Origin of the sequence: Vibrio sp. YT-18, from assembly GCF_033337345.1 — a bacterium.
GTDB classification, from domain to species: Bacteria; Pseudomonadota; Gammaproteobacteria; order Enterobacterales; family Vibrionaceae; genus Vibrio; species Vibrio alginolyticus.
Genome location: NZ_JAWOQO010000004.1, coordinates 112,464 through 132,886 on the forward strand (window position 1 = coordinate 112,464; position 20,423 = coordinate 132,886).

General features: G+C 44.8%; 18 protein-coding genes and 1 pseudogene. 13 read left to right on the forward strand and 6 right to left on the reverse strand.

What is annotated here, in order from left to right; translation table 11 throughout:
- Positions 1-46 precede the first annotated feature (46 nt).
- From priA to rraA, 7 genes are all read left to right on the forward strand, one after another.
- Positions 47-2,251, forward strand: a complete 2,205-nt coding sequence (priA, locus tag R7M72_RS07365) for a primosomal protein N' (protein WP_318056116.1) — start codon at positions 47-49, stop codon at positions 2,249-2,251.
- A gap of 303 nt (positions 2,252-2,554) precedes the next feature.
- The gene (gene cytR / locus R7M72_RS07370; protein WP_254901949.1) at positions 2,555-3,583 is read left to right on the forward strand and encodes a DNA-binding transcriptional regulator CytR; all 1,029 of its coding nucleotides are present in this window, start codon (positions 2,555-2,557) and stop codon (positions 3,581-3,583) included.
- Positions 3,584-3,807: 224 nt separating this feature from the next.
- Positions 3,808-4,356, forward strand: coding sequence for a cell division protein FtsN (ftsN, locus tag R7M72_RS07375; protein WP_172563399.1), 549 nt, complete (start codon positions 3,808-3,810; stop codon positions 4,354-4,356).
- Positions 4,357-4,471: 115 nt separating this feature from the next.
- Positions 4,472-5,023, forward strand: coding sequence for an ATP-dependent protease subunit HslV (gene hslV, locus R7M72_RS07380; protein ID WP_005383176.1), 552 nt, complete (start codon positions 4,472-4,474; stop codon positions 5,021-5,023).
- Positions 5,024-5,046: 23 nt separating this feature from the next.
- Positions 5,047-6,378: an HslU--HslV peptidase ATPase subunit gene (gene hslU / locus R7M72_RS07385; RefSeq protein WP_053303349.1), complete on the forward strand. Its 1,332-nt coding sequence runs from the start codon at positions 5,047-5,049 to the stop codon at positions 6,376-6,378.
- A gap of 959 nt (positions 6,379-7,337) precedes the next feature.
- Positions 7,338-8,255: a 1,4-dihydroxy-2-naphthoate polyprenyltransferase gene (locus R7M72_RS07390; RefSeq protein WP_005383178.1), complete on the forward strand. Its 918-nt coding sequence runs from the start codon at positions 7,338-7,340 to the stop codon at positions 8,253-8,255.
- A 76-nt stretch (positions 8,256-8,331) separates the two neighbouring features.
- The gene (rraA, locus tag R7M72_RS07395) at positions 8,332-8,838 is read left to right on the forward strand and encodes a ribonuclease E activity regulator RraA (protein WP_005379537.1); all 507 of its coding nucleotides are present in this window, start codon (positions 8,332-8,334) and stop codon (positions 8,836-8,838) included.
- Between the two features lie 135 nt (positions 8,839-8,973).
- Here rraA and zapB read toward each other — a convergent pair whose 3' ends face one another.
- Positions 8,974-9,216 carry a cell division protein ZapB gene (gene zapB / locus R7M72_RS07400; RefSeq protein WP_005379536.1) on the reverse strand — a complete coding sequence of 81 codons (243 nt, stop codon included), beginning with the start codon at positions 9,214-9,216 and terminating at the stop codon, positions 8,974-8,976.
- Positions 9,217-9,564: 348 nt separating this feature from the next.
- Between zapB and glpX the strand changes: the two genes are divergently transcribed.
- From glpX to R7M72_RS07415, 3 genes are all read left to right on the forward strand, one after another.
- Entirely contained in the window at positions 9,565-10,572 is a 1,008-nt protein-coding gene (glpX, locus tag R7M72_RS07405) for a class II fructose-bisphosphatase (RefSeq protein ID WP_053303350.1), read from the forward strand.
- A 549-nt stretch (positions 10,573-11,121) separates the two neighbouring features.
- On the forward strand, positions 11,122-11,742 hold the full coding sequence (locus R7M72_RS07410; protein ID WP_005379532.1) for a helix-turn-helix transcriptional regulator: 621 nt from the start codon (positions 11,122-11,124) through the stop codon (positions 11,740-11,742).
- 160 nt (positions 11,743-11,902) lie between these two features.
- Positions 11,903-12,253 carry a DUF3135 domain-containing protein gene (locus tag R7M72_RS07415; RefSeq protein ID WP_053303351.1) on the forward strand — a complete coding sequence of 117 codons (351 nt, stop codon included), beginning with the start codon at positions 11,903-11,905 and terminating at the stop codon, positions 12,251-12,253.
- Here R7M72_RS07415 and R7M72_RS07420 read toward each other — a convergent pair.
- From R7M72_RS07420 to R7M72_RS07430, 3 genes are all read right to left on the reverse strand, one after another.
- Positions 12,247-12,540, reverse strand: a complete 294-nt coding sequence (locus tag R7M72_RS07420) for a GIY-YIG nuclease family protein (protein ID WP_053303352.1) — start codon at positions 12,538-12,540, stop codon at positions 12,247-12,249. The genes R7M72_RS07415 and R7M72_RS07420 overlap by 7 nt on opposite strands.
- A gap of 726 nt (positions 12,541-13,266) precedes the next feature.
- Positions 13,267-13,689, reverse strand: coding sequence for a DUF805 domain-containing protein (locus tag R7M72_RS07425; protein WP_053303353.1), 423 nt, complete (start codon positions 13,687-13,689; stop codon positions 13,267-13,269).
- A 162-nt stretch (positions 13,690-13,851) separates the two neighbouring features.
- Entirely contained in the window at positions 13,852-14,199 is a 348-nt protein-coding gene (locus R7M72_RS07430) for a 5-carboxymethyl-2-hydroxymuconate Delta-isomerase (protein WP_053303354.1), read from the reverse strand.
- A 269-nt stretch (positions 14,200-14,468) separates the two neighbouring features.
- On the opposite strand from R7M72_RS07430, the gene tpiA reads away from it, so the two are divergent.
- Positions 14,469-15,239 (forward strand): triose-phosphate isomerase, encoded by a 771-nt coding sequence (gene tpiA / locus R7M72_RS07435; protein ID WP_005428123.1) that lies wholly within the window; start codon positions 14,469-14,471, stop codon positions 15,237-15,239.
- 291 nt (positions 15,240-15,530) lie between these two features.
- Positions 15,531-16,869 (forward strand): annotated as a pseudogene (locus R7M72_RS07440) (MBL fold metallo-hydrolase RNA specificity domain-containing protein).
- A 153-nt stretch (positions 16,870-17,022) separates the two neighbouring features.
- Here R7M72_RS07440 and galU read toward each other — a convergent pair.
- Entirely contained in the window at positions 17,023-17,901 is an 879-nt protein-coding gene (gene galU / locus R7M72_RS07445; RefSeq protein WP_020839999.1) for a UTP--glucose-1-phosphate uridylyltransferase GalU, read from the reverse strand.
- Between the two features lie 68 nt (positions 17,902-17,969).
- Positions 17,970-19,136 carry a nucleotide sugar dehydrogenase gene (locus R7M72_RS07450; protein ID WP_053303355.1) on the reverse strand — a complete coding sequence of 389 codons (1,167 nt, stop codon included), beginning with the start codon at positions 19,134-19,136 and terminating at the stop codon, positions 17,970-17,972.
- 185 nt (positions 19,137-19,321) lie between these two features.
- Between R7M72_RS07450 and wecA the strand changes: the two genes are divergently transcribed.
- Positions 19,322-20,392 carry a UDP-N-acetylglucosamine--undecaprenyl-phosphate N-acetylglucosaminephosphotransferase gene (gene wecA / locus R7M72_RS07455; RefSeq protein WP_053303356.1) on the forward strand — a complete coding sequence of 357 codons (1,071 nt, stop codon included), beginning with the start codon at positions 19,322-19,324 and terminating at the stop codon, positions 20,390-20,392.
- The last annotated feature ends 31 nt before the right edge of the window (positions 20,393-20,423 follow it).

The following is a 20,423-nucleotide window of genomic DNA, read 5'->3' on the forward strand; positions in this document are numbered from 1 at the left end:
TAATAGACTCTCATTTCCTTTCCCTCTTTTTAATAGCTAAGAATTTATGCGTCCAACCATTGCTAGAGTGGCATTACCCGTTCCGCTCGACAAACAATTTGATTACGCCATTCCGGGGCACCTGTTTCCGATCATTGGTGGACGCGTTTCCGCGCCTTTTGGACGCCAAACCTTAGTCGGCATCGTCACCGCAATGGTTAATCACTCGGACTTTCCCAAAGATCAACTCAAGCCAATCAAAGCAGTTCTTGATTCTCAGCCGATATGGTCTGAAAAGCTTTATTCGTTGCTGACTTGGTGCAGCCAGTTCTACCAATACCCACTTGGAGATACGCTACACAATGCGATGCCAGCAGCTCTACGTAAAGGAAAGCCTGCAGATTTTGCGACGCTACAAGAGTGGCAAATTACCGAATCCGGTAAAGACAAGCTGATGCAAGGGCTTGATCGTCGAGCGGTCAAACAACAGAAGGTCTTGCAAATGTTGGTTAACGGCGCTTTGCCTCACCAGGAATTTGTCGACCAAGAGATAGCCTCAACAGTACTAAAGTCTTTAGAAGAGAAAGGCTGGATTGAACGTATCGAGAAGAAGCCTGTAATCACCCCGTGGGGACAGCACGTTGAATGCGACGTCGAGAAGCCAAAGCTCAACCACGAACAAGCGCTGGCTATTGCAAGTGTAAATAGCCAAACAGGCTTTGCTTGCTATTTATTAGAGGGAGTAACTGGCTCTGGTAAAACCGAAGTTTACTTAAACCTTATCAAGCCAGTTTTAGAGCAAGGGAAACAAGCCTTGGTTTTAGTACCAGAGATTGGCTTAACGCCCCAAACCATCAACCGCTTTAAACGCCGTTTTAATGTGCCAGTTGACGTCATCCACTCCGGGTTAAACGAGACGGAGCGTCTGAATGCGTGGCTTTCTGCACGCGACAAAGCGGCCGGAATCATTATCGGCACACGCTCTGCCCTACTCGCGCCTTTTGCTGATCTCGGGATTATCATTGTGGACGAGGAACATGACACCTCTTACAAACAGCAAGATAGCTTGCGTTATCATGCACGCGATGTTGCTGTAATGCGCGCTCATAAAGAACAAGTTCCGATTGTTCTGGGCTCAGCCACACCTGCACTGGAGACATTGCACAATGCCTTGTCAGGCAAATATCACCATTTAACACTAACCCAACGAGCTGGCTCTGCCGTGCCAACCACTAATAAAGTGTTAGATGTAAAAGGTCAGTATTTAGAAAGTGGCTTATCTGCCCAACTGATTGCCGAGATGCGCAAGCATTTAAAAGCGGGCAATCAAGTAATGTTGTTTCTTAACCGCCGAGGCTTTTCGCCCGCTTTGATGTGCCATGAATGCGGTTGGATTGCAGAATGTAAACGTTGTGATGCGTACTATACGTTCCACCATTACAGCAACGAAATACGCTGCCATCACTGCGGCTCACAACAACCGGTAATTCATCAATGTCAGGGGTGTGGTTCAACTCAACTGGTTACCGTCGGCGTAGGAACGGAACAACTCGAACAACAATTGGCTCAGTTATTTCCAGAATACAACGCCATTCGCATCGACAGAGACAGCACACGTCGCAAAGGTAGTTTGGAAGATGCCCTTGAATCGATTCGTAAAGGTGAACATCAAATTCTGATTGGCACCCAAATGCTGGCTAAGGGGCACCATTTTCCAAATGTAACACTCGTTGCTCTTTTGGATGTTGATGGCTCTCTCTATAGTAGTGACTTCCGCGCTTCCGAGCGACTAGCGCAGTTGTTTATTCAAGTCGCAGGTCGTGCCGGCCGCGCAAGTAAACCTGGCGAGGTTATCCTACAAACCCACCATCCTGAGCACAGCTTGCTGCAGGCCCTGCTTCAAAAAGACTATCGCCACTTTGCTATGACTGCTCTGGAAGAACGCAAACTGGCTCAGCTTCCGCCTTATAGTTTCTTGACTCTGTTTAAAGCAGAGGCGAACCAAAGTGAGATAGTTGAAGACTTCCTGCGTCAGGTTCGCTTTACGCTAGAGTCACACCCTCTGTTCGATGATTCCTGCATGGTGTTAGGCCCTACTCCTTCACCTTTGGCCAAGCGGGCTGGTAAATACCGTTGGCAACTATTACTGCAAACTCAGCATCGTTCATTGATGCAAAAGTTATTAACCAGTGCCAAACCTGCTATTGAGTTGTTGCCAAATGCTAAGAAAGTACGCTGGAATTTAGACATAGAACCACAAGATCTCAGCTAGCAAACGTTTAACTATGTAATGAATTACCACTTAATGTGACCAGAATCACACCAAGATTACAATTTTTGTTAAACAGACCGTAACTTTCACTTTAGAAATGAATAGACTATCCAAATTAGAAAAGTCTAAAGTGACTTGTTTGCACAGGCTTAGATTAAAACAATGACTATTCCCACAAATTGATATCGCGGTGAAGAATCCATTTTCCCACTCGTTAACACGAACTGAGCGAAGAGCAAACACAGCTCTAACTCGGTTTGATTACTCTGATTTCAAACCGGAATAACGTCATCTTGGCAAAAAATAAATGAGAGGTTAAAAACTATGGCGACAATGAAGGATGTTGCCCAGCTTGCGGGAGTGTCTACGGCTACGGTATCTCGAGCCTTAATGAATCCAGAGAAAGTCTCTTCTTCTACAAGAAAGAGAGTAGAAGATGCCGTACTTGAAGCGGGTTATTCTCCAAACTCATTAGCGCGTAACTTACGTAGAAACGAATCAAAAACCATTGTTACTATCGTTCCCGACATCTGTGATCCTTATTTTTCTGAAATTATTCGCGGTATTGAAGATGCAGCCATGGAACATGGCTATCTAGTCCTGCTGGGCGATAGCGGACAACAGAAGAAACGCGAAAGCTCTTTCGTAAACCTCGTATTTACTAAGCAGGCAGATGGAATGCTACTGCTTGGTACAGATCTACCATTCGATGTCAGTAAGCCAGAGCAAAAGAACTTACCTCCGATGGTAATGGCGTGTGAATTTGCGCCTGAACTCGAGCTCCCGACAGTACATATTGATAACCTGACCTCTGCATTTGAAGCAGTGAATTACCTGACTCAATTAGGTCATAAACGCATTGCTCAAATCTCTGGACCAGATACAGCAATATTGTGTCAATTCCGCCAGCAAGGCTACCAACAAGCCCTGCGCCGTGCCGGCATCAATAAAGATCCGCAATATAGTGTCATTACTGAGTTCTCTTTTGATGGCGGAGCAAAAGCCGTTCGTAAACTGCTCGAATTGCCAGAACCACCAACGGCTATTTTCTGTCACTGTGACACAATGGCCATCGGCGCAATTCAAGAAGCGAAAAAGCTTGGCTTACGAGTACCGCAAGATCTCTCTGTTGTGGGCTTTGATGACATTAACTTCGCTCAGTACTGCGATCCACCGTTGACCACCATCTCTCAACCTCGCTATGAGATTGGTCGACAAGCGATGCTAATGATGCTCGAGATGTTAAAAGGCCACGACGTGCATTCAGGCTCGCGTCTGCTTGAAACTAATCTCGTCATTCGTGGAAGTGCAGCGCCACCACAGCGCCCTTAACCTAAATATTAGGTATTCATCCCCAAAGCGGTGCTAAGGCGCCGCTTTTTATTTACCCCTCCTGCTTTTTGTATATCCCCAAATAAATATAAGCGAGAACAGAAACACACTCCTACACTCGGGCGTTGTCGCGCTTTAGCTATCAAGATTCTATCAATAGGGTGTTTTCTCAACTCGTTCTGGATTAACATATTTGCAAGAATCCTTGATGACCAGAAATAACCGTGGCAAATAGAGATTATGTAAGACGGGGGCGAGGCGCCCCAAAAAAGTCGACAAAAAAACAGCCGCCGAGAAGAAAAAAACCTTGGCGCAGTGGCCTGCTCGCTATCTTGCTCGTGGGCGGTTTTGGCTATGGTCTTTACCTTTTGAGTAGTGACCCAGAACCTAAACAACCAGCCGTGAAGCAGCCAACAACCACTGTAAGCAAACCAAAGCCGAAAAAAGACTTGCCGCCACCACCAGAAGAAAAATGGGAATATGTTGAGTCACTACCGAAACGTGAAGTTGAAGTTGTGGCCAAAGAAATTGAAGTTTCTAAAATTCCTTACATCATGCAGTGTGGCGCGTACAAAACCCAGGCACAAGCCGAAGAGCGTAAGCTTGCAATCGCGTTCCAAGGGATGTCGAGCAAGATTCGTAAGAAAGAAGGCAGTTCATGGTATCGCGTGGTGCTAGGTCCGTATAAGTTCAAACGTGATGCAGAACGTGACCGTCATAAACTGCAACGCGCGAAAATCGAGCCGTGTGCGATTTGGAAAGAAAATCTTTAAACTCAGGCCCTAGGAGCTAAGATCCTAGGGCCTTTCTTTTTGCCCCCTTGAATCCCCATTTCTCCTCCCCCATATACTGAATTAAATCCAAAGAGAAATAATCAAGAGGTCGACTGTGACTACCATTGTATCTGTACGTCGAAATAATAAAGTCGTCATCGCGGGTGATGGCCAAGTATCTCTAGGCAATACCGTAATGAAAGGTAATGCGCGCAAAGTTCGCCGCCTATACAACAACCAAGTACTAGCGGGCTTTGCCGGCGGTACTGCGGATGCCTTCACCCTTTTTGAGCGCTTCGAAAGCAAACTGCAAATGCACCAAGGTCACCTAACCAAAGCGGCAGTTGAGCTAGCCAAAGACTGGCGTAGCGATCGTGCTTTGCGCAAGCTCGAAGCCTTACTTGCCGTTGCCGACGAAACCGCATCGTTAATCATTACCGGTAATGGTGATGTCGTACAGCCAGAACACGACCTGATTGCGATTGGCTCTGGTGGTGCTTACGCACAAGCTGCCGCAACCGCCCTACTAGAAAACACAGATCTAGATGCTCGTGAGATCGCGGAAAAAGCTCTCAATATCGCGGGTGATATTTGTGTCTTCACTAACCATCACCACACGGTAGAAGAGCTAGACTCAACAGTAGAGCCTGAAAAACCAACCGCGTAATCGTAACGAAGTAAGGAAAGAATATGTCTGAAATGACGCCTCGCGAAATCGTTCATGAATTGAACCGCCACATTATCGGTCAAGAAAAAGCCAAGCGTTCGGTTGCGATTGCACTTCGTAACCGCTGGCGCCGCATGCAGCTTGAAGAAAGCTTGCGTGCCGAAGTGACGCCAAAAAACATCTTGATGATTGGTCCTACTGGTGTTGGTAAGACTGAAATCGCACGACGCCTCGCAAAACTGGCAAATGCCCCTTTCATCAAAGTTGAAGCGACAAAATTCACCGAAGTGGGTTACGTTGGTAAAGAAGTTGAAACCATCATCCGTGACCTAACAGATGTCGCTGTGAAAATGACGCATCAACAAGCGATGGAAAAAGTGAAATTCCGCGCAGAAGAACAAGCGGAAGAACGCATTCTTGATGCGCTACTGCCACCAGCACGTGATAGTTGGGGTCAATCAGAGCAAACGGAAGAGTCTTCTCACACTCGCCAGATCTTCCGTAAGAAACTGCGTGAAGGCCAACTAGACGATAAAGAAATTGAAATCGACGTAGCCGCACCGCAGATGGGCGTAGAGATCATGGCGCCTCCTGGTATGGAAGAGATGACTAACCAGCTGCAAGGCATGTTCCAAAACCTGGCAGGCGACACTAAGAAAAAACGTAAGCTGAAAATCAAAGACGCAATGAAAGCGTTAGCGGAAGAAGAAGCGGCGAAACTGGTAAACCAAGAAGAGCTAAAAGAAGCAGCGATTTTCAACGTTGAAAACAACGGCATCGTATTTATCGATGAGATCGACAAGATCTGTAAACGCGGCGAGAGCTCAGGCCCAGACGTTTCACGCGAAGGTGTTCAGCGCGACCTACTTCCATTGATTGAAGGCAGCACGGTATCAACCAAGCACGGCATGGTAAAAACAGACCACATTCTGTTTGTTGCATCTGGTGCATTCCAAGTGGCAAAACCATCTGACTTGATCCCAGAATTGCAAGGTCGTCTACCAATTCGTGTTGAGCTAGAAGCACTAAGCAGCAACGACTTCAAACGCATTCTGACAGAACCAAAAGCCTCTCTAACAGAGCAGTACGTTGCGTTGATGAAAACGGAAGATGTAGACATCGAATTCACAGAAGACGGCATCACGCAAATCGCGGAAGCGGCATGGACGGTCAACGAAAGCACAGAAAACATCGGTGCTCGTCGCTTACACACCGTAATGGAACGCTTAATGGATGAAATCTCTTACGACGCAGCGGAGCAATCTGGCGCTAAATTCGTTATTGATTCCGCTTATGTGAAAGCACGCTTAGGCGACACGATTGAAGATGAAGATCTAAGCCGCTTTATTCTTTAATCGCAATCTATTTTACCAAAGCCCAGAACCTTGTTTCTGGGCTTTTTGTATAGAATGACGGCCACTGTGACAACACCTAAATCAAAAGTTCTCGTCATTCTAGCGAGCTCAAACGAGACTAAGAATCTGGTAACAACAGACGCCTATTCTTCCTCGCTCACCTTAATCACCGCACAATCGGATGATCGATTCTGAATCACATTCGTTCCTCGCTGTTCAGAATGACGGTGACTTAGACAACACCCAAATCAAGGATCTCGTCATTCTAAGAGCTCAAGCGAGACTAAGAATCTGCTAACAGCAAACGCCTTTCTTTCCCCACTCGCCTTCACCACCGCACAATCGGATGATCGATTCTGAATCACCTCGTTCCTGGCTGTTCAGAATGACGGTTACTGTGACAACACCTAAATTAAAAAGATCTCGTCATTCTAGCGAACTCAAGCGAGACTAAGAATCTGCTAACAGCACACGCCTATTCTTTCCCACTCGCCTTCACCACCGCACAATCGGACGATAGATTCTGAATCACACTCGTTCCTCGCTGTTCAGAATGACGGTGACTTAGACAACATCTAAATCAAAAAGATCTCGTCATTCTAGCGAGCTCAAGCGAGACTAAGAATCTGCTAACAGCAGACGCCTATTCTTTCCAACTCACCTTAACCACTTCACAACCGGGCGATAGATTCTGAATCACACTCGTTCCTCGCTGTTCAGAATGACGGTCACTTAGACGACATCTAAATCAAAAGGTCTCGTCATTCTAGCGAGCTCAAGCGAGACTAAGACTCAGCTAACAGCAAGCTCCTATTCTTTCCCACTCACCTTCACCACTGCACAACCTGACGATAGATTCTGAATCGCCCTTTGACTTCTAGTTGAGTTGTTTTAGGTCAATAGCGTATCTGCCTCTTTGTGCTTATACTGGGCACATTGGTTACTAGCACGAAATTTCCATGAAACAATCTCTACAGATCTGGCTTGAAGCCGCTCGTCCAAAAACATTACCTCTGGCATTGGTCTCTATCTTAACAGGTAGCGTGCTCGCCTACTCGGCGGGTCATTTCTCACTGACGATTGCCATCATGGCTTTCGTAACCGCGACATTGCTGCAAATTCTGTCCAACCTGGCAAACGACTATGGCGATGCCGTTCAAGGTACAGATAACGACAAACGCCTCGGCCCATTACGAGCGATGCAGTCTGGCGCGGTAAGTGCCAAACAGATGAAACAGGCGATTATCTTTAACATCGTTCTGACCGCCATTTCAGGCTTGGTGTTAGTTTTCTATTCACTAAGTTCACTGGAAAGCATTGTCACTTTTATCGGGCTGGGAATTTTGGCCATTCTCGCCGCCATTGCTTATACCATGGGTAGCAAACCATACGGTTACGTGGGGCTTGGCGATATATCAGTGTTCTTGTTTTTTGGTTTACTCGGCGTATCCGGTACCTACTTCTTGCATACCGGTCACGTAGACACCACGCTATTCTTACCTGCTTTAGGCTGCGGTTTACTCGCCGTTGCAGTCCTCAACATCAACAATATGCGTGATATAGAGAACGACCGAGAGTGTGGTAAACGTACGGTGGCGGTACGCTTAGGTCAACGTAAAGCCAAACAGTACCACTTTATTTTACTTGGCGGAGCTATCCTTGCCTTTGCGGCTTACTTGTTAATTCAAGACAAACCCGTTTGGATTAGCTTGCCATTCTTACTTAGTATTTATTTCGTGGCCGATCATGGTAAAGCGGTTTGGCATACACAAAAGCCCGCTCAGATAGCACCAATGATGCCAGTCATTGTGAAATGTTCTCTAGTCACCAACGTTTTGTTTGCAACAATTGTGGTAGCTCAAACTCTAGTAAGTTAAAAAAGGATTGTCATTGCATTGACTTAATGCCTAGATATACTCAAAGACAACCAATTTCTGTTTAGAAAGGCACGCTATGGAATACAATACCTCAGCACTCTGTGATATCTACCTCGATCAGGTAGATGTGGTTGAACCAATGTTCAGTAACTTTGGAGGTCGCGCTTCATTTGCCGGGCAAATCACCACCATCAAGTGTTTTGAAGATAATTCGTTGATCCGCGAGACATTAGAGCAAGATGGACTTGGTCGCGTTTTGTTAATTGACGGTGGCGGTTCCCTACGTAAAGCCCTTATCGATGCAGAAATCGCAACCATTGCGGAAGAAAACGAGTGGGAAGGCATTGTCGTTTACGGTTGTGTCCGTGAAGTAGATGAACTTGAAGACATGAACCTCGGCATTCAAGCTTTGGCATCGATTCCTGTTGGCGCGACCAGCCAGGGTATTGGCGAATTGGATGTACCAGTCAACTTTGGCGGCGTCAGCTTCTTACCTGAAGATTATATTTATGCCGATAGCACCGGAATTATCCTGTCGCCTGAACCATTGAATATTGATTTAGAGTTGGATGAAGAAGCATAGCGAGTCTTAAACGCCTAAGTTATAGGGCCTTCTCCTAGCTCTTAGCGCCTAGCCTTGTCTCAACATTATCTACTTCCCTAAAACACAAACACCCGCTTAACGCGGGTGTTTTTAATTTGGAATGAAGAAGCCGAATTATTCCACTTCGTCCATTTTGCCAAGTAGTGCACGAATGCGCTCTTGCCATTGTGCGTGCTCTTGCTGTGCTTGTTGTGCTTTTTGCTCTAGCTCTTCACGTTGAGAGCGAAGCTCGTTAGCTTCTTCCGCAAGTTTAGCTTTATCTTCTTTCAGCTCTTCGACTTCCATCTGAAGAAGAGTGATTGTGTCAACTGCAGTTTGAATTTTAGATTCTAGTTGTTCTAGTACTTCAAAAGACATCTTGGCCTACCTATGTTATTCCGTTGGGACGATGTGCGAGATTGATGCACACCTAACCTATATAAGGTTCATTCTACTCAGCGTCGCGATGAGAAACACTCACTATATTCGATATTTTGCATCATTCGGTCAAAAAATCAGCGCAATCTCACTAAACGCTGACTTTTCTTGTCGCCGAAGCATTTTTGAGCAAGGATTTTGCGTCCCGCTACTCTGAAAATCGCCCTAAGTATTGATCAAATTCAAGTTAGATAAAGTAAAAGCCTCGCAAAAAGGCAAACGTTTACTCGACCTTGTGATAGAATCGCCGCGCAAATTCTTCTTCCCTCTTGCTTACTTGGAGACATCATGAAACGCGATTTAGCAATGGCATTTTCCCGTGTGACTGAAGGTGCAGCTCTGGCTGGTTACAAATGGCTTGGCCGTGGCGATAAAAACGCAGCCGATGGCGCAGCTGTTGAAGTTATGCGCACGCTACTGAACAAAACAGATATCAGTGGTGAAATTGTCATTGGTGAAGGTGAAATCGATGATGCGCCAATGCTGTACATTGGTGAGCAAGTGGGTATTGGTGGTGATGAAGTAGATATTGCAGTCGACCCGATTGAAGGAACGCGTATGACGGCAATGGGACAATCGAACGCACTAGCCGTACTTGCCGCAGGTGAGAAAGGCAGCTTTCTTAAAGCGCCAGATATGTACATGGAAAAACTGGTTGTTGGCCCTGGTGCAAAAGGCGTAATTGACTTAGAAAAGCCGTTAAAAGAAAACCTAGAGAACGTAGCAAAAGCCCTGAACAAGCCACTTGATACCCTAGTCGTTATTACCCTTGCGAAACCTCGCCACGATGACGTTATTGCAGAAATGCAAGCAATGGGCGTACGTGTCTTTGCGGTGCCTGATGGTGACGTCGCTGCCTCTATTCTGACTTGCATGCCAGACAGTGAAGTGGACATGATGTACTGTATTGGCGGCGCGCCAGAAGGGGTTGTATCAGCAGCGGTAATTCGAGCGCTAGACGGTGACATGCACGGTCGCCTGCTTCCTCGTCATGAGGTAAAAGGCGATACTGAAGAAAACCGCATTTACGGTGCAGATGAACTAAAACGCTGCGATGAAATGGGCGTAAAAGCAAATATTGTCCTCAAAATGGAAGACATGGCTCGTAGCGACAATGTGGTATTTTCAGCTACAGGCATCACTAAAGGTGACTTGCTGGAAGGTATCTCTCGTCAAGCCAATATTGCAACCACAGAAACGCTGCTCGTGCGCGGTCGATGCCGAACTATTCGCCGCATTAAGTCGACTCACTACCTAGATCGTAAAGATCCAGAAGTGCGCGATATTATTCTTTAAGCATTTCTCGAGGCTCTAGCTCAATCTGAGTTTGAGCCTTTCTTTCCGCACAACGGGCAATAGATTCTGAATCACACTCGTTCCTCGTTGTTCAGAATGAAGGTGACTTTAATAAGCTCTAAATCAAAAGAACTCGTCATTCTAGCGAGCTCCAGCGAGACTAAGAATCTGGTAACAACAAACTCCTATTCTGTCCTGCTCGCCTTAACCGCTGCTCAACCAAAGATAGATTCTGAATCACCTCGTTCCTCGTTGTTCAGAATGACGGAGACTTTAATTAGCCCTAAATCAAAAAAATTCGTCATTCTAGCGAGCCCCAGCGAGACTAAGAATCTAGTAGTAACTAGCTCCTATTCTTGCCTGGTCACCTTAACCACTACTCAACCAAAAGATAGATTCTGAATCACCTCGTTCCTCGTTGTTCAGAATGACGACATATATTGGCTCATATGAACATAGCCCCTACAAATCCACACTCAAATTAAGTCAACACTTTTCTTTACTAACCCTATCGCGCATAATATGTACTGACGTATAAATGGTGGGTATATGAAGACCGTAGATAGGATATTGCAAATCGTTAAGCGTGATGGCTCCGTCACTGCAAAACAACTCTCTTCTGAGCTAGGTATGACAACCATGGGGGCGCGTCAGCACCTGCAAAGTTTAGAAGATGATGGCATTCTTTCTATCCATGACGTAAAAGTAAAAGTTGGTCGCCCTGCTCGTCATTGGTCTCTCACTCAAAAAGGTCATGAGCAATTTGCTGACCGTCACGGTGAGTTGACCATTCAGTTTATAGAAGCTGTCGAACATATCTTTGGCAAAGATGGACTGGAAAAAGTCACATCAGAAAGGGAAAAACTCACGTTACAAAGTTATCGTCAGCATCTTGAGCAATGCGACTCTCTGCAAAGCAAACTAGAAACACTTGTCACATTAAGAGAGCAAGAAGGCTATATGGCCGAGCTCGAGAAAGATGAGAACGGATTCATCTTGATCGAAAATCACTGTCCGATTTGTAAAGCCGCAACTCGCTGCCCAAGCTTGTGCCAATCAGAATTAAGTGTCTTTCAGTCTTTACTTGGACGTGACACCAAAGTAGAGCGTACCGAACACATCATTAGTGGCCAAAGACGCTGCGTTTACCGCATCCAACAACTGCAGTAACCACCACAACCAAACATCGACATGCCGCACTTATTCAATCTCAAGCTTGAAAGCTTCTCTTATAAGTGAGACGGCTGAAGAATTCATCCTCTCTCCTCTTTCTAGTGGTATAGGCTGTTAGTAACTAAAGGCAATTTCCATAAGGATTTGGAGAGCATCGATGTCTAATCTACGTCATATCCCATCCCAAACGCTTCCTCCATTCGATGAAATGGTTCGAATGGCAGAGCGAGACCCAGAAGCTTTTGAGCAATTCCGTCATGAGATGGCGAAAGAGATGATCGAGAGCGCATCAGAAGATATGAAAGAAAGATTGTGGGCTCAACAAAGCCACATTGATAGAGTCATCAGCACGTGTAAAAACCCTCATCACACCAATGTGGTATTGATGAACGAGTTGCAAAAACAGGTCGTAAAGTTCAAAGCAGCGCTAGAAGGGGAAGCGGCACCGACACAAAAAGCGGATGTGGTTAGCTTAAATGCGTTTAAAGATAGGGATGATTTTTACTGATACTCAGTAGATAGATCGAGAAAGTTAGGGTTCGTTTCTCTTACCAAGGCTAACTTCCACTCACGCTTCCACTGCTTGAGCTGCTTTTCTCGGTTTATAGCATTAGCCATATTGTCGAATAACTCAAAGTAAACGAGCTTATGAACGTTGTATTTCTTAGTAAATCCTTCCACTACTCCATTTTTATGTTGCCATATTCTTTGGGGCAGCTGACTGGTAACACCTATGTAGAGAACGGCGTTGTTATTTGACGTTAGGATATAAACGCAAGGTGTCTTATCGATGATTCATTCTCCTTCATTATTCGCTGTTACTTTTCCATTGTAATTCGCAAGCTCAGTCAGTTTATTTCAAACTCGGAGCGCTCTGTGCGTAGATTCTGAATCACACTCGTCCCTCGCTGTTCAGAATGATGATGACTTTAACAGCCTCCAAACCAAAAAGGATCGTCATTCTAGCGAACCTTAGCAAGGCTAAGAATCTGGTAACAACAAGCACCTATTCTTTCGCACTCACCTTAGCCACTGCTCAACCGGACGATAGATTCTGATTCACACTCGTGCCTCGTTGTTTAGAATGATGGTGGCTTTAACAGCCTCTAAATCAAAAGAGTTCGTCATTCTAGCGAGCCTTAGCGAGACTAAAAATCTCGTAACAGCAAACTCCTACTCTTTCACACTCAGCTTAACCACTGCTCAACCGGACGATAGATTCTGGATCACGCTCATTCCTCGCAGCTCAGAATGATGATGGCTTTAACAGTCTCTAAATCAAAAGAGTTCGTCATTCTAGCGAGCCTTAGCGAGACTAAGGATCTGGTAACAGCAAACTCCTACTCTTTCACACACAGCTTAACCAGGGCTCAAGCGGACGATAGATTCTGAATCACGCTCGTCCCTCGCTGTTCAGAATGATGATGACTTTAACAGCCTCCAAACCAAAAAGGATCGTCATTCTAGCGAGCCTTAGCGAGACTAAGAATCTACTTTCAGCACGCACGATACTTGAGGCAATTACTCCGGCTCAGGGCCATATTGGTTTGGTCCTGATGTCCCCTTTAAGAGACCACATTCAATTAGAATCCATAAACCACAAATCAGAGAAATGGAAGCGACGAACATCTGTGGGGTCGACGGCTCTTGCGCGGCTGGGCTGGTCATTGGCGTGGCAATTCGTCCGATAATCAACGGAATATTCAGTGCTAGCCAATAGATCGATTTGTTGCGGTCGTGCCAACGCTTGGTAGTTATCGCCAAATCAGGGAGCAACAGAACCACCAAGAAAATAGGAAGAAGCACATAGGAGAGAGTAGGAAGCAGTTGGCTGATACCGGCACCAAAGCCTAGAATGGACACATAGTAAATGACGTTCCAAATCCAGTAGGTTTTACGGTTTATACGTCCTTGAAAAGAAAACAGTAACTCTTTAGTCGACATCAAATTTTACCCCAAAGTAGAAAGGTTATAGATTAGCCCAGTCGATATAGTTTGGAAAGGACACCGATAGCTTGGGTGCCCACAACGACCTTACAACAAGCAGAGCCAGGCTGAGAATTCGTAACAATAACCCCTCGCTATTCTCGGGCAATCCAGCGCAACCTAGTTCACTACCTTTTGGAAGCTATCTATATCCATGTCTCTGATATTGACCGTTAAACTGTGCACGTGACTGGCTTGCTCTTGAAGTGTCGCCATCAAGGATCGTGACAGTTCTCGCTTTTGTTCTTGGGAGCGACCAGATAACAAATCAAAGTTGATATGGATAAAGTCGAGGCTATCACCCTCCTCTCCTATTAACCAATTGTGGCACCGGAGCGTTCTAGATTTCACTGACGCGAGTTCAAAAAGGCCACTTTCTAACGCCGTTTTATGTAAATCCTCCAACAACCCCTGAACATTGACGCGTTCCTCCACCGAGTTTGAATACTCTAAAACGAGATTTGGCATTTTGATTCCTTTCTACAACAATTAATTCCAGCGCGTAGTAATACCAATCTAAGCGGCAATTTCCGAGGAATGGACTATCATTCTGTCTACGCGATCACCAATCGGTTGCTTTTGACAAAAATAACAGGATCGATGCTTGGTCGAATCAACAAAGAAAGCCGAATAAGACATGACGCCAATCATGATCTGTTCACATTATTCTGTTATATTCCTACGTAGATTTTTTACATTAATAGACTATTTACATTAAAAATAAGGGAGATATTCCTATGCGTCGTCCTGTAGTGATGGGTAACTGGAAACTAAACGGTAGCAAAGCAATGGTAACTGAGCTACTAACAGGTATTAACGCTGAGCTTGAAGGCGTTGAAGGTGTAGACGTAGCAGTAGCTCCACCAGCTCTTTACATCGATCTAGCAGAGCGCGTAATCGCTGAAGGCGGTAACAAAGTTATCCTAGGTGCACAAAACACTGATCTAAACAACAGCGGTGCTTTCACTGGCGACATGTCTCCAGAAATGCTGAAAGACTTCGGTGCTTCTCACATCATCATCGGTCACTCAGAGCGTCGTGAATACCACAACGAATCTGACGAGTTTATCGCGAAGAAATTCAACTTCCTAAAAGAAAACGGCCTAACGCCTGTTTTCTGTATCGGTGAATCTGAAGCTCAAAACGAAGCTGGCGAAACTGAAGCAGTATGTGCACGTCAAATCAACGCAGTTATCGACACTTACGGTGTTGAAGCTCTAAACGGCGCAATCATCGCTTACGAACCAATCTGGGCTATCGGTACTGGTAAAGCAGCAACAGCTGAAGATGCACAACGCATCCACGCTTCTATCCGCGCACTAATCGCAGCGAAAGACGAAGCAGTTGCAGCACAAGTAATCATCCAATACGGCGGTTCTGTTAAACCAGAAAACGCAGAAGCTTACTTCTCACAACCTGACATCGACGGTGCTCTAGTTGGCGGCGCTTCTCTAGACGCTAAGAGCTTCGTAGCTATCGCTAAAGCAGCGGCAGCAGCTAAAGCTTAATTTCGCTTTTTACTAAGCAGAAACAAAAAGGGATGCATCACGCATCCCTTTTTGTTTGCTTACGATCTAGTCAGTCTATCATTCCGAGGAGCCCAATCGACATCAGGAATCTAATTACCACATGTGTAAAACCGAAAGTTAAGTAACGAAAAACGCCTTACATCAAAACAAAGAACCCAATCGCACTTCCGATTATTCCTACTTAATTCCATCCAACCAACGAACTCTATTCACTTACCCTGCCCTCTGGATTTATAGTTACCTATGCTTGTTCAAGGAGGAGCAATCGACATGACAACACCCATATCAGACATCGCAAGTGTGATTCACCATGGCGGGAAACATACCGTCACTGGCTCTTGTCATGAATTGCAACTGCCACACGGCAGCATCTTGATCGATTGCGGACTCTTCCAAGGCAAAGACATCCATTTTGGCAACCGTAGGGCATCATTGGATATTGAGTTTCCGGTTAAACACATCAAAGCATTAGTCCTCACCCATGCTCATATCGACCATATCGGACGCCTACCTTGGTTACTGGCTGCTGGATTTAAAGGCTCCATCTACTGCACCAAAGCAACAGCCGAACTGGTACCGCTCATGTTAGAAGACGGACTAAAGCTGCAACTGGGTTTGAACTACCATCAGCGTCAGCAAGTCCTCAATGTCATTAAAAAACAGCTAAGACCCCATGACTACCAACAATGGCTGCCACTTGGCAAACAATGCTACCTACGCTTTCAACCAGCAGGGCACATTCTTGGTTCCGCTTACCTGGAATTCAAACTCCCCAATCATGAAATCATCGTGTTTTCCGGCGATCTAGGCCCGTCCAATACCCCTCTCTTACCCGATCCAAAACCGCCAAAGCGTGCCGACTATTTGTTCATCGAGTCCACATACGGCAACAAAGAGCATGAAGACATTGCCACTCGAACTGAGCGCTTGAACGCCATTATCGATCACGCACTGCAAGATGGTGGTGTAATTCTGATCCCAGCTTTCAGCGTAGGACGTACGCAGGAACTGTTATTCGATATTGAACAGCTGATTCATGTCGTCTTCTTTGCCAATTATCCTAGACTCACCACTTGCGAAAAGAGTCACGAAGACCTACCGCCGTTTCAAAAAACTGTGGGGAAAAGAGGCAAAGCAAAAGCTCAGCAATCATCGTCATCCCCTCGCCTTTGAACAATGCATTACTGTGGAAAGCCATAGAGAACATCAAGCATTAGTGAATCGACTAGCCTCCACCGATGAGCCTGCGATTGTCGTCGCGGCATCCGGTATGTGCGAAGGAGGAAGAATCGTCAATTACTTAAAAGCACTTTTGCCAGACGAAAGAAATGATTTGCTGTTTGCGGGCTATCAAGCGCAAGGGACATTAGGTCGAGAAATCCAATCAGGCAGCCACACGGTGAATATTGATAGCCAACCAATCGAAGCCAACGCGCAGATTCATACCATCTCTGGTTATTCTGCACATGCAGACCAAAGCGATTTATTGAAGTTTGTTACTGGTATTCCAGCACAACCAAAAGCCGTGCATTTGATACATGGAGAGAAAGAAGCAAAAAAAGAGTTAGGAGAGAAGTTGGAAGCAGAAGGAATTGAAGTGGTTTGTTAAACTAATATCAGCCGACATTAGAACGATACAGCCTAGTTCTCACTTGTTGTTAATGAGTTAAAACAGCATAAGAATTTGGATGTCAACGTGCTTTAACTAAGTTCTGTATGTCAGAAAGCTATGATAAAGCACGTTAATAACGAGAATGAACAGCTATGCAGGTTCAGCAACCTTTACGGTTGGTGTTTTAGCAAGCTCAGCACTAGACGCTTTTTTGTATAGGTTCTCGTAGCAATAGTTTGTCGCCTCGATGTAACCTTCTACACTGCCGCAGTCAAAACGCTGGCCTTTAAATTTGTAAGCAATAACACAACCAGATTGCGCTTGTTGCATCAATGCGTCAGTGATTTGGATTTCTCCACCTTTGCCTGGTTCTGTATTTTCGATAAGATCAAAAATATCTGGCGTTAAGATATAGCGACCAATAATTGCTAAATTACTTGGTGCTGTGCCTGGTTCTGGCTTTTCTACCATATTGTCGATTCGGAAGATGTCATCTTTGATCATCTCACCTGCGATCACACCGTATTTATGGGTTTCAGTTTCTGGAACTTCTTGAACCGCAACAATAGAACAACGGAACTGCTTGTACAGCTCAACCATTTGCGCTAACACGCCCTGCTCTTCATTCACACAAAGGTCATCTGCTAGTACAACAGCAAATGGCTCATCACCCACCAACTCACGACCAGTCAAGATAGCATGACCAAGACCTTTCATCTCACGTTGACGGATATATGTGTAACTCGCTGAATCAATCAAAGAACGGATATCGTCCAACAGTGCTTCTTTGCTTGTTCCTGAAATTTGATGTTCCAACTCATAGTTTTTATCGAAGTGGTCCATCAAAGAGTGTTTGCCACGACCTGTGACAATGCACATGCCATTCATGCCAGCTTCAATAGCTTCTTCAACACCATATTCAATCAATGGTTTGTTGACTACCGGCATCATTTCTTTCGGCATGGATTTTGTTGCAGGTAGAAAACGAGTACCGTAGCCTGCTGCAGGGAAAAGACATTTTTTAATCATTTTTAAATTCACCAACTGTAAAAAAGCCCTCATGCATGAGGGCCATATATTATCGTTATACTAAAAATTTAATCACTACCAAACAAGTCACGCGTGTAAACTTTATCCGCAACGTCAGCTAACTCTTCCACCATGCGGTTAGAAACAATCACATCCGCACTTTGTTTGAATTCGTTCAGATCTTTAATCACTCGAGAGTTAAAGAAATCTTCTTCTTTCAGTACTGGCTCATACACTACGACCTCAACGCCTTTCGCTTTGATGCGTTTCATGATGCCTTGGATAGAGGAAGCGCGGAAGTTATCAGAACCCACTTTCATGATTAGACGGTAAATACCCACAACTTTTGGTTCACGCTTGAGGATTGACTCCGCCACAAAGTCTTTACGAGTACGGTTTGCATCCACAATCGCACCGATGATGTTGTTTGGCACTTCTTGGTAGTTAGCAAGCAGCTGCTTGGTGTCTTTTGGAAGGCAGTAACCACCGTAACCAAATGATGGGTTGTTGTAATGATTACCGATACGTGGATCTAAGCCAACGCCTTCAATGATCTGACGAGCGTCCAAGCCATGAGCTTCTGCGTAAGAATCTAGCTCATTAAAGTATGCCACACGCATTGCAAGGTAGGTATTTGAAAACAGTTTAACTGCCTCAGCTTCTGTCGAGTCTGTAAATAAGACTTGGATGTCTTCTTTTACTGCACCTTCCACCAGCAAGCTAGCAAATACTTCAGCACGCTTGCTACGCTCACCAACAATGATACGTGATGGGTGAAGGTTATCATAAAGCGCTTTGCCCTCTCGCAAGAACTCAGGTGAGAAAATGACATTCTCACACCCCAACTCTTCCTTAATTCGGGCAGTATAACCAACAGGAACAGTAGACTTAATAACCATTACTGCATGAGGGTTGATAGACATAACATCTTTAATCACAGCTTCAACTGAAGAAGTATTAAAGTAATGTGTGACTGAGTCATAATCCGTTGGCGTTGCGATCACAACGTATTCTGCACTTTGATAAGCTTTCTGCTTATCGGTTGTTGCGATGAAGTTAAGTTCCCTGTTTTCAAGGAAGTGTTCAATCTCAGCATCAACAATTGGAGATTGTTTTTTGTTTAGCAATTCAACTTTTTCAGGAACAATATCTAGTGCAACCACTTCATGGTTTTGAGCTAACAACATAGCGTTAGAAAGCCCAACATAGCCGGTACCAGCGACAGCAATTTTCATGAACAAACCCTAAAACCTCATTTTCTTTAGGATATCAAGAATAATACGTCATCGCACGTGGCATTGATTCAAACTACCTTATTTGACACAACAACTTATATTTTTTTATTGAACAGTAACTTTTTCATGCCATCAACTTGAGTTAAAATTAGTCGATTATATGTAAAATCACAGTTGGCTATTTTATGTTCCTTGAACTCAGTTTTATCTTTTTCTCTTCTTTCGCAACGCTCTTCTTAATGCGAAAAGTTGCAAAACGAATCGGTTTGGTCGACAAACCCAACGCTCGTAAATTACATAACGGAGCAGTCCCTTTAGTTGGAGGTCTTTCGATTTGTTTAGTACTAGCGCAATATCTAACCTTCAACCCAGATACTATTGAACACAGCTGGCTCTACTTACTGTGCATCTGCATACTTACAATAGTCGGAGCAATCGATGATAAAACCGACCTAAGCTTTAAAGTTCGCTTGGGCATTCAAGCAATTTTATCGATTGTAATGATGAAAGTTGCAGGTCTAGAGCTTAATAATCTCGGAGATATGTTCGGGGTTGGAGAAGTGTCTTTAGGTTGGTCTGGTAGTTTAATCACTATTATCGCAGTAATTGGTGCTATCAATGCCTTTAACATGGTAGATGGTATCGACGGCTTACTAGGCGGTCTTTCTATTGTAACATTCGGTGCACTAGCATTTTTATTGCAAGTTGATAGCCAACATGGTCTAGCTTATTTGTGTGTGGTCATCATTGTAGCTATGCTTCCTTATATCTTTATGAACCTTGGGATACTAGGGAGAGAGCGAAAAGTATTTATGGGTGATGCTGGGAGTATGATGATTGGTTTTACTGTAATCTGGTTGTTGCTAGGAGTTAGCCAAACTGGAAATTCTGAACCACTAATGCGACCAGTAACCGCTCTTTGGCTGATTGCCGTGCCCTTAATGGATATGGCTGCAATTATGATTCGTCGTATTCGCAGAGGCGACTCTCCATTCAAGCCAGATCGTGAACACTTGCATCATATCTTCCAACGTCTAGGGCTTGGACCAAAACAAACTCTTGTAGCAATATGCTTTATTGCAAGCCTTTATGCTGGTTTCGGGATTTATGGTGAGGCTACAAATATTTCAGAAGTAACGATGTTCGTCTTATTCATTTCGTGCTTTGTAGTTTACTCAATCATTTTGGCGTACATTTGGAAGATTACTAGCTATATTAGAAGTTGGATAAATGCGAGAAAAACAGTAAAAGCTTAAAAAAAGTCCAGAAGGATACCCTTCTGGACTT